The organism is Roseibacillus persicicus (assembly GCF_014651675.1).
Taxonomy (GTDB): Bacteria; Verrucomicrobiota; Verrucomicrobiia; order Verrucomicrobiales; family Akkermansiaceae; genus Roseibacillus; species Roseibacillus persicicus.
In genome coordinates this window covers 24,622-40,311 of sequence record NZ_BMXI01000013.1, presented here as the reverse complement: position 1 = coordinate 40,311, position 15,690 = coordinate 24,622, and the positions used below count along the sequence as shown (strand labels likewise).

Genomic DNA, 15,690 nt, shown 5'->3' with positions numbered 1-15,690 from the left:
CGTGAAGTCCGGTCCCCTCCCCGCCCTCGGCCGCTGCCCCCTCCTTCTGCCCTTCGCCGGAGCAGTCTTGGGCATTCTAGTGTCCGAATGGGGAGCATGGGCTCTCCTGGTGGCAATCGTTACCAGCGCCCTCTTCGGAGGGCTTTGGCGATTCAAGCCAACAGTCGTGGCGGCAGCTCTCATCACCCTTGCCTTCGCGATCCTACATGATGAAAGGCGGAAGCAACGAGACATCCTCGCCGAAGAGTTCCAAAGAAAAGCCGATATCTCTCTGACCGGCACACTTTTGGAAAGTAACCGCGCCGGCTTGGTGCGACGCCTTTTCGAGACCGACGAGGGAGCACGTCTGACCCTCGATGGCCTACCCAGAGAATTTCGGACCGGCCAGCGAATCACCCTCATGGGAACTCCCCATAAAGACATCCCCTCCCGCAATCCCGCCGGATGGGATCCCCGCGACACACTTTGGAAACGAGGCATCGCGGGCTCTGTCGAGGTCACTTCCGCAGAGATGGTTGGCTGGTCACATGGCTTCCCCGTCCTTCGCGGGTGGTCGGAAGAGATCCGTCTGAACCTCATCGAACGTCTAACCAACGGCATTGAGAACCGGGAATCAGCCGAAGTCGTCCAAGCTGTGATCCTTGGCGAAAAGTCTACGGGCAGCCGGGCCTTTGATGATTTTCGAAAGACGGGAACGATGCACGTTTTTGCGGTGAGCGGTTTGCACGTAGGGCTTGTCGCCCTCATCGTCTTCGGGGTCGGAAAGCTTCTCCGCCTCCCTCCCCGAGTGCTAATCTGGGCAGTGCTCTTCGCCATGTTTGGCTATGCATTCATCACGGGGCTCCGTCCACCCGCTCTGCGCGCCTCTCTCATGGGAGCACTCCTATTGGGACGCTTCCTTTTGCTACGCCGCCCCTCGGTGGTGAATAATCTCTTTGCCGCTGCGATCGTGGTCCTCTTCCTCGATAGCTTCCAGCTTTGGCAAGCAGGCTTCCAACTCAGCTTCCTCGTTGTGGGGGTCATTCTCCTCTTGGAGCCGCTCATCTGGTGCCGCGTCGAACCGCATTTGGCGCACGATCCGTATCTCCCGAAACCCGTCTGGTCCCGATGGCAACGTTTCACCCATTGGAGCCGCAACAAGGTCGGAAAGATGTTTACGGTCTCATTGGCGGCCTGGTCGGGATCCGCACCACTCAGTGTTTTCTACTTCGGATGGTTCACCCCCATCGCGAGCTTCGCCAGCGTCCTGATGGTAATGGTGGCGTTCCTAATTCTCTGCTGCGCTTTCCTGAGTCTGACTCTCGGAAGCATCGCACAACCCGTTGCACTCAAACTCAATGCGATCAACGGAGAGCTCGCTCACTTTGCCCGCCACTCCGCAGCAACCATGAGCAACTGGCCGGGGGCCTGGATGCGATACCAGAACCGCGCCGAGTGGGAAGAAGGAATGTGCGTGCTGGACATCCCATACGGCGGAGCGGCAATCCACCTCGATGCCGGAGGAGGAGTTCTCATCGATGCCGGAAGCGAATCCAGCTTCTGGTGGATTGTCGATCCCGCCCTTGAGGCCTATGGCCTCTCCTGCGATTCGCTCATTGCCACCCACAACGACGCCGCTCATATCGGTGGATTGGAAGAAGCCGCCCGCAGCTTCCCGGTAGGCCAAGTTCTTGTTCCACGAGAGTCCGAACGCTACAGCCTTGCGGAACTCGTCACTACCTGCCGCGAAGAAAACATAACCCTCCATTACCCCGACTCCACCCCCAGGCTCCCTGTCGATGAAGAGACTTGGATCGAGGTCCTCCACCCCGGCAACCCACACTCACCACGGTCCGATGACCGGGGAATCGTCGTCCGCATTTTTCAAAACGGTTGGTCGATTCTCGTGACTGCGGATACGGGCTATGAAACCGAAAAGGCGTTGCTAGAAAGTGGGAAGCATCTCCAATCCGACCTTTGGATCTGTGGACGAAATCAAAGGGACAGCATGGGGCACGACGCCTTTGTGAAAGCAGTCGCTCCCAAGGCCATCATCGCCACAGAGCAATCCTACCCCGAGGCCGAACAGATTCCGCCGGTCTGGAAAGCATGGTTGGAGAACAAGGGCGTCGCCTTTTTCAGTCAAAAGGAACATGGCGCAGTCTTCGTCCTTCCAAAAGGAAACGAACTCACGCTCAAAGGATATCTAACAGGTCGCAAGGTCCGACTCACGCGCTGAGAACAAAAAAAAAATTCCCGGAGCTTCGGTCTACACGACAAACCGAAACTCCGGGACCACGAACCAGTCAATCCGCTTTACCAGAGCGAATTATTCTTGGTGAATCTGAAAGAACATTTTGGGATTGGTTTCCAAATCGACCGTCACCAGGAACTGCCCCAAACCACTGCCATCAGTAGTGGCAGACATACCATCAATTGTGGTGAAACCGCCTTCAAGCGTCACCGTGCTACCAATTCCATATTCGGTGGAAGGAACTCCCTTGAAGTCGATCTGGAACGTCGCCTGACCCACCAAGTTGCAGGACACAACCTCGATGTCTCCGACTTCAGGAAAAATCTGCAAACCTTGCAAGGTCCCGAAGGCCGCGTTGGTCGGATTGACACTGACGACGAGATACTCATTGTCCGCAATCGTTTGCACATCCGTGAAGTAATTCTGGGACTCCGTCCAAATTGCGGGTGCACCTGCGATTCCAACGTAAGGCGTCCCAAGCACTGGGTCTTGCGATTCATCCGCGACCTGTTTTCCGAAGGAAACATCGTAGGTGCGACCAACCTCGCTTCCCTCACGAACCAGCGCAATGACCCGGTAAGTTCCAGCTGCCAATCCATTGACCCTCGCCACCAACGCCTTGCCATCACGAGTGAAAAGCCAATCCCACATCAAGGGAGTCCGGTAGATATCGGAATTGGCCGGCGTCCCTCCACCCGACTGACTTGGCTCATCATCGAAGTCAAAGACTCCTCCCGACAAAGTACCAAAGTCGACGTTGATACCCGGCACCGGCTCTCCAGTGGCGGAGACCAAACTCCCTCCTCCATCGCCGCTCAGACTATTGAAGAAATTTTCATCCTCGCCCAAATAGCCAAAGAACTGGGCTGGGGCCACGACTCCGCCTTCCGCAGGAGCGTAACTTCCCGCATACTTTCCAGTATTTGAGGATAGTGGCTCAAAGTCGAACTGGATAGATGCCACGGTTGGCTCGATCGTCGGAACGCTATTTTCATCGTCGGGATCGGATCCATACTCCACCTCAATCCCGTCGCCAAAACCATCTTCGTCACTATCGAAAACATTAGGATCCGAGCGGTGCGGTAGGCCTCCAAGGACCCCGCTATCGGGGTTCTCCTCTCCATCCTTGAGCCCATCACCGTCACTATCAGGATTGAGAGGGTCAGTTCCCGTCTCTCCCACACTGGCCCAAGAGCCATATAAGTCCTCCGCCCCATCGTTGTATCCATCCCCATCGGTATCCGGATTGCGTGGCTGGGTGCCAATAGTGTATTCGTCCAGGTTATCGATGTTGTCGCTGTCCGGATCGTCGTTTGCCCCATTGGGCGAAGAGCTGTCGACAGGGTTCAACTGTTCGTCGATCTCCCATTTGTCCGGCATTCCATCTTCGTCAGTATCCTCATAATTCGGATTGGTGACAAAGCCATCCTCGCCAGCCTTCACCTCTTCTTCATCCAAGACCCCATCGCCATCACTATCATTCGATAGCGGGTTCATCAGATCGCCCGGCGCACTCCCGAGAACATCATCCTGATAGGGGTTGATGTTCATCGTCGGGGAAGCCTCTTCCCCATCAGTGAGACCGTCGTCATCCGAGTCTTCATCCTGAGGATCGGTCCCCGCCAGGAATTCTTCCAAGTTCGTGAGGTCATCGCTATCCGCGTCACCCGAAGCATCATTGGTTCCCACCAACAATCCATTCTCGCTCTCCCAGACATCGTTCATCCCATCGTTGTCCTCGTCCACAAAAACCTTCACCACATCGGAGTAAGTGGTCCCGATTCGAATCTCATCCACCTCATGAGAACTGACCTGAAAGCTACCAAAGCCAAGGCGGGTGAACGAAAGATTCGTGTAAATCGCCGTGCCATCGCTGCTCGCAGGCTCGGTCTCACCCGGATCCAAATAAATCGACAAAGTGTCCTCATCCGCAGCGCCGAAATCGATGCGAATGACTACCAGGTGCTCCTCAGCATCAGCAGTGCCGACATCCAGGGCCACCGCACCAGCAGCATTCTTATCGATCAACAACCCATAGTCAGGAGCCGCACTGTTGGTATCCACTCCAAAGGAAAACACCGTATTATTATCCAATTGCGCACCCCGCCAAAACTCAATGATCTGGGAACGAGGCACATCGACGAAGTTGAGCTTATGAACGAAGCTCAGGTAAATGGTGGTCCCTTCGGTACCGGGAACAATTTCGCTCCCCAAGTTCAGAGAAACCCGGGAACTCGCAGTGGTTTGCACTGCCCGCCCTCCAGCTGTTAGAAATCCAGTCGGGGCCGTCACTTCCAAGCTATTGGCCGCCACGGTATTGATTGTATCGTCTCCGACATTATTCACCCAAGCCTGTCCGTTGTTGGTATTGCCGGCCAACGGGCCTTCGGGATAATTGAAGGATTCTTCGAAGAGAAGCTCCGCTCCAACTGATGTCGAAAAGACAACAAGGAGAGATGATTGCAGCAGTGGTTTTTTCATGGTTTTTGCAGTGTGAAGATATTTCTAAAATGAGAAAGCTAGCCAAAAGTCTATGAGGCAGAGAGGCGGCTTCGATAAACACTCGACGGTCCGCCGAAGCCTCTCTTTAAGTGCAAAGAAGATAAGCCTTAGACGCGCTTGCGCCGGGCCAAACCAACTCCCGCAAGTCCGACCAGAAGGACTGTTGACGGCTCGGGAATCGGGGAAACATCAGCCCAGCTTTCCCCAATTCGCAGCTCATCCAACACCATGGTCTGGTCGCTGGAAAACATCCCGATCCGAATGCTATCGAAGCTAAAGTTCTGGGTTCCGCTGGTTACGGAACTGAAGGTTCCTCCCACTGGCGCCGCACCCGTGCCCAAACTGGCAACATCAGGATCGACCCAGAGATTGAAGGTGGGAGTTCCCCCGCTCATATCAAATTGGGCCACCATCAAATGCGCTCCCGGTGCGATAGCGGCAGCAGGAGAATTGGAAATGGCGCTGCTCATCGGGTCACCACCCCCGCTATAGAGTCGGTGGCTGTAGCCGCTATTGATTCCTCCCGAGAACGTCGCCTCAGAACCCCCGTTGTAGAGAGAGAACCCAGCGGTGTTGCCCTCCACATCGATTAGAAAACTCATCCACACGTTGGAACCACTTCCTCCAATGGTCGATCCAAAGTCACGAAACATCGCCACGCTGGATCCTGACCGGACACCCATTGCCGCGCCCCCAGTGGTTTGCAATGCACCGTAGGACAACGAATCCGAAGCAACCGTCAGACTCCCTACCGAAGCCCCGGTCGCAGTTCCGACGTTCCAGGCTTCCCCTCCGGCAAACCCCACCCCTCCATTTTGAGTCGATAGACCTTCCCCGGATGTGTACTCGAATCCTTCGTATACGGTCAGAGCGCCAAAGAGTGGTTGCGAAACAAATGTGCAGGCGACCAATGCCAAACTGTTAGATGTTAGTTTTTTCATAATGAGTTTTGTATTTATCAAGACCACGACAATCGAGATGTCCCAGTTCACTCGCCATTTGAGGGCTCTGAATTTTTTTAACAAGCTAGCCAAAAGTTTAGGGTCCCCTCCCAGCCTAGACCATTGACCAGTTCCCAAGCACGGGCTCGGGGTTCAGCGTGGGCGATATGATAAAAGCTCACGCTCCCTCCTGGAGGAGTTTCCGCCCTTGGACGATCGCCCTCGTCCTTGCCACCGCCGCCACTGGATCCCGCTCTTTCGCGCAGACCTACGAGCAAGGTTTCACCTTTCGCCTTTTCGATATTCAGGAAGAGATGGACCGTCTCTACCCTCTCATCGAAGGGCAGAACCCGAATGTTGATGAAAAGCACGCCCTCGTCGACTATGAGTCCACCGCCTCCTTTGCCGGCTACTCCAACGAATTCATTGTCGAGATTTCCGGACGTTTGGAAATCACCTCCCCAGGCGACTACGATTTCCGCATCACTTCCGACGATGGCTCCACTCTCAATATTGAAGACGAGCTCGTAGTTGCCAATGACGGCATCCACGCCGCCATCTCTCAAACCGGCTCTATCAACCTCGCCTCCGGTCCCCATGAATTCGAGCTCCGCTATTTTGAAAACTCGGGGGGCCAAAGACTACTTCTGGAATGGAAGCCCCCTGGCAGCCAGGCCTTCGTCACTATCCCCGCGAACGCCTTCAGCACCCTCGCCAATGTCACCCGCGTTACCGCTCCCGGGAAAAAAGAAATCCTGCGCCCCGGCTCCTCCATCCGGCCGGGTAATGGTTCTCCCCTGAATTCCGCCCACCCTTCCTGGACTGTTCGCCAGTCCCGCCCCAACAGCTTTCAACCTAAGGTCGGAGCATTGGCCGTGCGTGACGACGGCCAACTTTTCGTCTCCACCTTCGAGCCCAACCAATTCGGATTCCCCGAGCCTTCTGCCGGTGGAGACGGCAAGGTCTACATGGTCACCAACACCTTGCTGGGAGATCCCAACCAAATGACGGTCACCGAAGTCGCCTCCAACCTTTCCGAACCCTTGGGGATGAAGTTCGTCGACGGCGACCTCGTGGTCACCCAGCGTCTAGCCCTCACCCGGCTGAAAGACAACGACGCGGATGGTTACTATGAAACCCACGAAACCATCACCGATGGTTGGGTTTCGGACAACTACCACCACTTTCACTTCGGAATCGTCGAGCGGGACGGTTTTGCATACAGTGCCTTGTCAACCTCCATCAACCGCTCCAGCGACTTTCCGGGACAGGAAGCGCGCGGTCTCAATGGAGCCAACCCACCCCATCGGGGTTCCCTGATGAAGACCAACCTCACCACGGGCGAGAAAAGCTTCATCGCCGGCGGTCTGCGCACCCCCAACGGTCTCCTCGCCGGACCAGAGGGCACCCTTATCAACTGCGACAATCAGGGCGGCTGGGTGCCCACCAGCAAGATCCAAATCATTGAAGAAGGCCACTTCTACGGCTTCTACAATGACACCGACCTGACCAACGACAATTACCCTACCGGAGGCGCGCCCAGCGACTACTCCGACCAGCCGGTCACTCCCCCTGCCATCTGGCTCCCACATAGCGAGGTGGCAAAGTCTCCTTCCGAGCTGGTGCCACTCGACAACGGAATCTATGCCGGCCAATACCTGTTCGGGGAAGTGACCCTGGGGGGCATTCGCCGGGCATCTTTGGAAAAAGTCAATGGTGTGTGGCAGGGCTGCGCCTATCGCTTCAGTCAAGGCTTTGAAGGAGGAGTCAATCGACTCGCCTGGGCCTCCGACGGCTCCCTCTATGTGGGCTGCATCGGCGCAACCTCCAACTGGTCCTGGCAGGGGACGACCTATGGCTTACAACGTCTCGAACCTAAAACAGACGGCACCGTGGCCTTCGACATCAAGAATGTCAGGGCGCTCCCAGACGGCTTCGAAATCGAGTATACCAAACCCATCGACCCCTCCTTTGCCGAGCATCCCTCCAACTTCTCGGTCGTGCAGTGGACCTACACTCCGACACCCGACTACGGAGGCCCCAAGCAGCAGCAGTCCACGCTCTTCGTCAACGACTCCACCCTCTCCGCCGATGGACGCAAGGTCCGCTTGCAAGTCAATGGATTAAAAGAGGGCTTCGTCCACCACATCACCGCCGATCCGCCTTCCACCACCGACGAAGTTCTCTGGTCCACGGAGGCGTGGTATACCTTGAACGCGATTCCTGAAAACGTGACCGACGCCATCACCGGGGTCACCCTTTCCGCACAATCGGTACAGGAAAACAAGCCGATAGGCACCCTGATCGGGGCCTTCGACGCCACCCATCAGGATGCCGGAGAGTCGGTCACCTTCACCCTTCCCGAGGGGCAATTTGACAACGATCTTTTTCAAATCGAGGGAACCAATCTGCTCACCAACTTCCCCTTCGACTTCGAACGCAATGCTCTCTACTCCATTCTCGTGAGAGCTGCGGATAGCGCGAGGAACTTTACCACCGTGGCTTTCGATATCACCATTACTGACGAGAGTAGTGAGCACCCCGCCAGCGCCATCGAGCTCACCTCTCATGTTCTGCCAATACCCCACTCATCTAACAGTCAGGTTGGCCGATTGCTGATTACAGATCCCGATCTCGGCGATCTCAATACCGGCGCCACCCTGACCCAAGAGGGGACCGGGGCGCTGCTTGCGAGCGAGGCCTTTGCCTACAATGACGGTTCGCTCATCGCCCGCAATGGCGGCGTGGGATTCGACGGTGCCTGGACAACCGTCACCGGATCCACCAGCGTCACGGGCGGCTTCGCAGTCCAATCGACCGCCAGTTCTCGCATCGTTCGCCTCCTCGACACCTCAACAGGCGGCCCCCTCGCGGCATATCGCGATAGCTCGAGCAACATTGGCCAAGACGGCACGACCCTTTACGTTTCCTACCTCCAACAGATTCCACAAGGAGGACTCAATGCCACCGGGATTGTCGAGTTCCGCCGCGACGGCAATGCCGATTCCAGCACGATATTCAACACCGGTGTCGATACCAATCCCGCTCCCGCGACCTATGGCATGCGGCTTAAGCGCACCGCAGCACTCACTCTCGCCGCGCCCTCGGGTCCGACCAGCGAGATGCATCGATTGGTTCTCAAAATTGAGTTCGGTGCCAACAACAACGACACCATCACCTTCTACCAAGATCCCGCCAGCAATGGAGAAAGCTCGCCCGTGGGTAGCCTTTCCTCCAACGACCTCTCCTTTGACCGACTTGGCTTTGGCTCCTTCCAAGGCGGTGAACTCATCGTTGGTGACATCCGGTTTGCAGACAACTTTGCAGCAGTCGTTCCGGCCTCCACCACTGCCAGTCACCTCCTCGAGCTCGTTGCAGGGCCGGGCGACGACCACAACAACAGCTTCCGTATCGTGGGTGATAATCTGCTGGCCAACGAAACTCTCACTGCAGGTTCCTATTCCCTCCGTATCCGGGCAACCGACAGTGCCGGCGAGGCCTACGAAGAAATGCTCGTGGTCTACGTAGGTGATGGTTTGGCAGATGACGACGAAGACGGTTTGTCCAACCGGGAAGAAGTAGAAGCGGGTCTGAATCCCAACGACGCATCTGATGCAGCCCTCGACTCCGACGGGGACGGGCAAAGCAACTTCATCGAAGTGATGGGAGGCTCCTCGCCCTTCGATCCTTCCTCGCTCTTTCAATCATCGCTCCAGGTCAGCCCCGAGGAAACCTCCCTCGACTTCACCAGCCAGGCCGGTCGCCTTTACTTCCTGGAGAAAAGCTCCGACCTCTTCGACTGGCAATCCTATGGTTCCTCTCTCACCGCGGATTCCTCTCTCACCCGCCTGCTCTTGCCTGACCTACTGGCCGATGATGAGAAAGGTTTTCTGCGGGTCGCCGCAGGCTTCCAATCCATCACTCCCATCAACCTGTTAGAGAACGGTCTCAGCAACTGGTCCTTTGTCACCAGCGATCCGGCAGAGTGGGATTACAATTCCACCACCGGTGTCCTCAAGCATGTGCGTTCAATTTCCAGTGGCTTCATCTACTATCCCGGGACGTTTACAGACTTCGTTTTAAGGCTCCAATTCAAGACCACCCCCGGTACCAACGCGGGCATCTTCACCCGCGCCACTCCCGGAACCAGCCAGCCTTGGATCGATGGCAATGAAATCCAGATCGACAACATCGATGTCGAGGGACCCGATCGCGAGACAGGATCCGTCTATCGCCGCATCGCCGCCAACCCTGGCTACGACCCCGCCGACAATGTCTGGCACAGCATGGAGATCCGGCAAGTCGGGCGCAGCATCCGGGTGGAGATCGACGGCCTCGTTCTGGTGGACGTATTGGATACCGCAGCAGAATACCCGGAGATCACCTGGCCCGAGAGCGGCTTCATCGGCCTGCAGGACTCGCACCACAATCCGCTCGGAACGACGATCGAATATCGCAACCTTTTGCTCTATCCTTTGCCGTAAAAGTTTCCGCAGCGAAGAGCACCTCAATCATCGAGGTGGACCAAGCCCCGACGCACCGCAGTCACTGCAGCCTGCGTCCGGTCGAGGACATCCAACTTCACTAACAGGTTGGAGACATGAAGCTTCACGGTAGCGAGGGAAAGCTCTAGCGCGGAAGCAATCTCCTTGTTGCTGAGGCCCTCGATCAACAGGTTGAGGACTTCCAGCTCCCGGGCCGTCAAGGGGCGTCTCAGCTTTTGGCGCTCCAACTTGGCAGTCAGTTCGGCTGGAAAGTAGGTCCCACCCGACGCGATGGTCTGGATGGCGTCTAACAGCTCGGAGGTTTCAGCCCCTTTCGAAAGATAACCACGGGCCCCCGCCTCCACCGCCCGCCCGACATCATCCTCGCCATCGTAGACGCTGAGAAAAAGAACCCGGGCCTCGGGATGCTCCTCAAGCAGACGCTTGGTTGCTTCAGCCCCATCGATTCCCGTCAGCCGGTAATCCATCAGCACCACGTCCGGCTGCAGGCTGGCATAGGCGGAGCAGACCTCCTCGCCCGCCGCCAACTCCCCAACCACCGTCATCCCGGGGTCGGACGCGATGGCCTCGATGGTGCCAATTCGGACGATGATGTGATCGTCGACGATGAGTGTTCGTATCATTTCTAACAAGGGTGCTTCTGGGATTGATTCAAGAGCTTGAGGGAAACCACGGTTCCTTTCCCAGGCTCGCTTTCAATGGAAAGATCTCCGCCAATGGTTCTCGCACGTTCCATCATACCCTGCAATCCAAAGCGTCCCAAACCCATCGCTTTCTCCGGTTCAAAACCACAGCCGTTGTCCCGAATGCTCAGCTCCAAACCCTCCTCTGTTTCCGCCCGCACCACGTCCACCTGATCCGCGCCCCCGTGCCGCAATGCGTTGTAAGTCGCCTCTCGAATGATTTTGGAAAGATTCCGCTCCACCCGGGCATCACGCTCCACGGTCGGTCCCGACAACTCGAAGGTCAGCTTGGCTCCCATCTCTTCCGCCTCCGCCTCCAGAAATTCATCCTGCCCCAGATGGGAGCCGGTCATGCGGTGATTCTGCCTGAGGTCATGAATGGATTCGCGCGACTCCTTCTGGCAATGTTCCGCCATGCGCCGGGCAAGAAAAAGCCCTTCCTTAATCTTATCGACCTCTCCCGCCTGCATGCGTCGATCCACGGTGCTCAATTGCCGGGCAAGACCGGCGATGTTTTGCTCCAAAGAGTCGTGAAGATCCCGCGCCAAGCGCTCGCGCTCGCGCATCGTGACTTCCCGCTCCACCTGCTGGTGAATCAACTCCGTCTGCTCGTTCACCTTGCGCCGCAGGAGAAAAGCCCAACCCATCGACAAGGCCACCAAACCTAACAAACCCATAGACAAAAGAATAATGCGATCAGTCGTCCACCAGGAAGGCCGATCCAGCACCCGGATGTCCTGCGGCGTTCGCAGGAGGATGCGGAAGCGATCCGCATCATAAGCGTGGGCCTCCGCATTGCTCGAGCTCAGCACGCAAATGCCCCGCAGATTCACTAAGGAACCGCCAACCACATCGACATTCTCCGGTGAGTGTCCTTTCAAAGAGGCCACGAAGTTTCGCCCATCCGCCCGACAAAGAAGATCGAGCCCCGACTCGGTCGCCACGACGGAATCCACGGTGGCCTGCAAACCAACCAGGGTCTGGTGCAGCTCCACAGAAAAGGCTCCCTCAGGCAGACGCAGATCCCTTGCCGCCACCTCCGTCCGGCCTCCAATCCCCTTGACCTCCCAAGAACTCAGCACGGGGGCGAATGGCTCGGGCACCACTGTTCCCTGCGCTTCCACTCGCTCCCCCACTTCCCAGTTGGTTTCCTTGGTGGTCCGCACCAGCAGCGCTCCTCGGCTGCCTTGGAGGTAAAGATTCTTTCCATCACAATGGGTAACAACCCCACGCACCGAAACCGTATGCAGGGTGCTGGTCTCCATCCGCAGCATCTGGTCCACCTCCAAGAGAGGCGGAGCGCCTTCCTCGCTCTCAATCAGCTCAATATCTTTTAAGGAATGAAGCTGAAAAATTCGTCCTGTCATCTGGCGGCGGGAATTCCACTGGGTCGCAGCCACCCCTCTTGCCCGAACCGGTTTGTTCAAGAAAGTGGGAGCCTGCTCCTCGACCTCTTCCGTGCGAGGGAGAACCAAATTGTAAAGCTGCCCATTCCAGTTCAGACGTAGCGAAAGAGCCCTCCCCGTGGGGACAATCTCCTCGATCACCCCATCCAGCTGAACCCACTGACAGTCAGTTCGAGGGTCGTCCAAGACTTTGCGATCGGCGACCAGCGGCTCCGGCAAGGGTTCGCGACCCAGCTTGCGAATCTCGGTGGCATCGATGTGCGGCAAAAAGTTTCCTTTGTTTGTCACTCCATGGACCAACAAGCGGTCACCCTGATCGAGTTCGACCCGCGTCCTCAGACGACTGGAAAGGGAAATATAGATCCCCGCCTTTCCATCGAAAGCAAAGAAGCCCTCCCGCTCGATCCCGAACTTCATCACCTGCACCTCGATCCGAACTGGCCTCCGCTGATTCGCCTCTTCGACAGTCAAGGAGCGCACCGCGGAGATCGACCGGATCTGGTCCGCCCCATCCAGAGAGCCCATTAGGACCAGCCAGATGAAAGACAGCTTCAGACTTCTCAACTGCCATCGATTTCTCAAAATTCCCTCCGTTCCACAGCGGCACAGACTGCCATATTTCAAGAGGCGACTCCAGAGACCATTCCATCTTCGCGGCATCAATCTGTCTTTACTCTTTTGCAAGTTCGGCAATATCATGGGCGGTTGGAGAGAACCCCTATGTTATTCATCCTTCTTGGAGCGTTTTTGTTATATGTCGGTGCCGAAGCCCTCGTCCGAGCCAGTGTCAGTCTTGCCACGCGAGCAGGAGTTTCCGCTCTGGTGGCAGGTCTCACCGTGGTCGCCTTTGGGACGAGCGCCCCGGAGCTCAGCGTGAGCATTTCCTCCGCCTTGGAGGGCAAGTCCGGTATCGCTCTGGGTAATGTGGTGGGCTCTAACATTTTCAACATTGCGGTGATTCTCGGCATCGCGGCTCTCATCCATCCCCTGCAGATTCACCTCAACGTGATCCGGCGCGACATCCCAATCATGATCGTCAGCTCGGGGATCCTGCTCGCCCTCATTGCCACCGGCACGGTCTCAGCTCTCGCAGGAGTGGGCTTGCTCGCGTCCCTCGCGGCCTATCTGTTCTTCACCGTCCGTTTGGCGAAAAAAGAAAGTCGCCCCGCAGACGAAATTCCCTCCCTCCTCACCAAACACTGGCTACTCGATGGAGGGGTCCTGATCGTGGGACTTGCCGTTCTGATTTTCGGCTCCCGCCTCTTCGTCGATGGAGCAACTTCCTTGGCCAAGTCCCTGGGCGTCTCCGATGCCATCATCGGATTGACCATCGTCGCCGCTGGCACCAGCCTTCCGGAGTTGGCGACCAGTGTCGTCGCAGCCCTGAAAAAACAATCCGACATCGCGGTCGGCAATGTGGTGGGCTCTAACATCTTCAACGTGTTCTGTATCATCGGAGCGACTTCGGTGGTCACTCCCATCGACGCCACTGGCATCGAGTTGCGCGACAGCCTGACTATGTTGGGCCTCAGCCTCGTCCTCTTGCCATTCGCCCTCACCGGCCGTCGGATCTCGCGGATGGAAGGATTGGTCTTCTGCGGTGTCTATGCAGGCTATGTCTTCTTTCTTTGGCCCCGTTAAGCCCCGTTTGATTGGCCGAAGCCTTCTGATCAGGTCTGGAGACCGGTGCGAAAAATCATCGTTCGCGTAAAAAAATCCGAGCAAGAGTCCAAAGCGGGTCTAGGTTCTGCAGGAAAGTTCTCACTTTCACGAACGATACTTCCTTCAACTCGTCTACCTCCAACACCTTCCAATTCATGAAACTTTTCAAAGGCTGCACCCGCAGGCTCGCGCAATCACTCATCGGACTTTCCATCATCCTGTTCGTTTCCAGTTGCGCCAAACTCCCCCCCGAACCCGTCGAGCCCACCGCCGAAACCTGGACCAACCCCTACCCCGAGGGAACCTACGAGCACTTCAAGGCCGAGAACTACCCCGAGCGCTCTTCCGCATACTTCAATCATGAAGTCCTCGCCCGCACCGACCCTTCCAATTCGCACATCGTCATTTCTCTCTCCCTTCAGCGCGCCTTTCTCATGAACGGTGATGAAGTCGCCATCGACTATCCGGTATCGACCGGCACCTCCAGCCACCCCACCCCGGCCGGAACCTATACCATCTTGGAAAAGATCAAGGCCAAGCGCTCCAACCTCTATGGCAAGGTGCTCGACGCCTCTGGCAAAGTGGTCAACTCCGATGCCGATTCGCGCACCGCGAAGATTCCCCCCGGCGGCAAGTTCCTCGGCGCGTCCATGCCCTACTGGATGCGCTTCACTTGGACCGGAATCGGACACCACGTGGGCAACGTGCCTCGCTATCCCGCGTCCCATGCCTGCATCCGCGGACAAGCTAATATCCTCCCCATTGTCTTCAGCAAAGTGAAGGTCGGGACCAAGGCGGAAATCGTGGAGTAGATCGCAAGCCTAACTAATCCCGGGTGAGGATCTTCCACCCTTTCGGCCATTTGTTAGAAACCCGTTGCAGGGTATAATGATAGAGCCCTCCTTCCGGCCAGTCCTCACTCCCCAGCCGGAGTTCATAGTGATCGGGCTCAGCGAGTCTACGCAACCGGAGCATCACTTGGGCTCCGTCGCCGTGGACGACCAAGGTGTCACCCGTGACCGAACCATTTTCGTCCATCCACGCGACGATGCGCTCCGGCGGGATATCCCACACCGGGAGGGTGAGTAAAAGTTCCCGCAGATCTTCCTCATCATGGGGAGGACGTTCATCGGCAATGAAGTCGCCGTCGAACGGATCTTGCGAGGGCGAAGTGTTGCTTTGGGGAGCGCAGGCGCAAAGAGCCAACATCGCTCCGAGAAGAATCAAAAACTTCATAATCTAACCAGATAAGTGATTATTCCGCCGCCTCGACGATTTTACCCACATCATCACAGCGGAAGATCTGGAGGGCCTCACCATTCCAAACAAAAGTGGTTTCAGCAGCATGGAACCCCAACCCCCAGCAGTCTTCAGGATCCAGCTTCCATCTCTCCGCCCAAGCTACTCCCCGATCGCCAAAGACTTCCGTGAGTTTCCCCCAGGTGCCTTTCTCCGCGAGCACCACGACGCCCGCACTCGAAATCTCGTTCTTTTCCAAAATGCCCTTCACTCCTTCGGTTTTCTCCTCGTGAGTCATACCCGGAGGAGTGCTCATCAACTCAGCGGCAGCCGAGTAATCACCGCCTTCCAAGCGACTGGCAAACTCCGTTAAAATCGCAACAGCGGCCTCGCGGGTTGGCTCTTGCGGTGGCACGACGACCTCTTCTTCTTTGACCTCCTTTTGACAGGACACCAACAAAACAGAGAGAAGGAAGGGCAGAGCGGCGAAGAAGGATAATTTTTTCATAGAGCTTCAGA

At 56.7% G+C, this 15,690-nt stretch carries 10 protein-coding genes; 4 read left to right on the top strand and 6 right to left on the bottom strand.

The features are described 5' to 3' along the window. Position 1 precedes the first annotated feature (1 nt). A complete protein-coding gene (locus IE099_RS14765; protein WP_189571337.1) occupies positions 2-2,218 on the top strand; it encodes a ComEC/Rec2 family competence protein in 2,217 nt (738 codons plus the stop codon). 90 nt (positions 2,219-2,308) lie between these two features. Here the strand turns inward: IE099_RS14765 and IE099_RS14760 are convergent, their stop codons facing one another. After that, positions 2,309-4,714, bottom strand: coding sequence for a hypothetical protein (locus IE099_RS14760; protein WP_189571334.1), 2,406 nt, complete (start codon positions 4,712-4,714; stop codon positions 2,309-2,311). Positions 4,715-4,842: 128 nt separating this feature from the next. After that, on the bottom strand, positions 4,843-5,676 hold the full coding sequence (locus tag IE099_RS14755) for a PEP-CTERM sorting domain-containing protein (RefSeq protein WP_189571331.1): 834 nt from the start codon (positions 5,674-5,676) through the stop codon (positions 4,843-4,845). Between the two features lie 167 nt (positions 5,677-5,843). On the opposite strand from IE099_RS14755, the gene IE099_RS14750 reads away from it, so the two are divergent. Next, on the top strand, positions 5,844-10,160 hold the full coding sequence (locus IE099_RS14750; protein WP_189571328.1) for a 3-keto-alpha-glucoside-1,2-lyase-like domain-containing protein: 4,317 nt from the start codon (positions 5,844-5,846) through the stop codon (positions 10,158-10,160). Between the two features lie 23 nt (positions 10,161-10,183). On the opposite strand, the gene IE099_RS14745 is transcribed toward IE099_RS14750, so the two are convergent. Both IE099_RS14745 and IE099_RS14740 read right to left on the bottom strand, forming a co-directional pair. Continuing rightward, on the bottom strand, positions 10,184-10,804 hold the full coding sequence (locus IE099_RS14745) for a response regulator (RefSeq protein ID WP_229809535.1): 621 nt from the start codon (positions 10,802-10,804) through the stop codon (positions 10,184-10,186). Between the two features lie 2 nt (positions 10,805-10,806). Next, complete coding sequence (locus IE099_RS14740; protein ID WP_189571323.1) at positions 10,807-12,834, bottom strand: sensor histidine kinase; 2,028 nt, start codon at positions 12,832-12,834, stop codon at positions 10,807-10,809. A gap of 156 nt (positions 12,835-12,990) precedes the next feature. Between IE099_RS14740 and IE099_RS14735 the strand changes: the two genes are divergently transcribed. Together IE099_RS14735 and IE099_RS14730 are read left to right on the top strand one after the other, a co-directional pair. Then, positions 12,991-13,911, top strand: a complete 921-nt coding sequence (locus tag IE099_RS14735; protein ID WP_189571320.1) for a calcium/sodium antiporter — start codon at positions 12,991-12,993, stop codon at positions 13,909-13,911. A 176-nt stretch (positions 13,912-14,087) separates the two neighbouring features. Beyond that, complete coding sequence (locus IE099_RS14730) at positions 14,088-14,744, top strand: L,D-transpeptidase family protein (RefSeq protein WP_189571318.1); 657 nt, start codon at positions 14,088-14,090, stop codon at positions 14,742-14,744. Between the two features lie 13 nt (positions 14,745-14,757). Here IE099_RS14730 and IE099_RS14725 read toward each other — a convergent pair whose 3' ends face one another. Further along, positions 14,758-15,168 carry a hypothetical protein gene (locus IE099_RS14725; RefSeq protein WP_189571316.1) on the bottom strand — a complete coding sequence of 137 codons (411 nt, stop codon included), beginning with the start codon at positions 15,166-15,168 and terminating at the stop codon, positions 14,758-14,760. Between the two features lie 19 nt (positions 15,169-15,187). Next, the gene (locus IE099_RS14720) at positions 15,188-15,679 is read right to left on the bottom strand and encodes a hypothetical protein (protein WP_189571314.1); all 492 of its coding nucleotides are present in this window, start codon (positions 15,677-15,679) and stop codon (positions 15,188-15,190) included. Positions 15,680-15,690 lie beyond the last annotated feature (11 nt).

Bases quoted from the DNA above. Each gene is read 5' to 3' on its own strand.
- IE099_RS14725 (WP_189571316.1), bottom strand. From the start codon at position 15,168: ATGAAGTTTTTGATTCTTCTCGGAGCGATGTTGGCTCTTTGCGCCTGC.
- IE099_RS14730 (WP_189571318.1), top strand. From the start codon at position 14,088: ATGAAACTTTTCAAAGGCTGCACCCGCAGGCTCGCGCAATCACTCATC.
- IE099_RS14735 (WP_189571320.1), top strand. From the start codon at position 12,991: ATGTTATTCATCCTTCTTGGAGCGTTTTTGTTATATGTCGGTGCCGAA.
- IE099_RS14720 (WP_189571314.1), bottom strand. From the start codon at position 15,679: ATGAAAAAATTATCCTTCTTCGCCGCTCTGCCCTTCCTTCTCTCTGTT.
- IE099_RS14760 (WP_189571334.1), bottom strand. From the start codon at position 4,714: ATGAAAAAACCACTGCTGCAATCATCTCTCCTTGTTGTCTTTTCGACA.
- IE099_RS14755 (WP_189571331.1), bottom strand. From the start codon at position 5,676: ATGAAAAAACTAACATCTAACAGTTTGGCATTGGTCGCCTGCACATTT.
- IE099_RS14750 (WP_189571328.1), top strand. From the start codon at position 5,844: ATGATAAAAGCTCACGCTCCCTCCTGGAGGAGTTTCCGCCCTTGGACG.
- IE099_RS14745 (WP_229809535.1), bottom strand. From the start codon at position 10,804: ATGATACGAACACTCATCGTCGACGATCACATCATCGTCCGAATTGGC.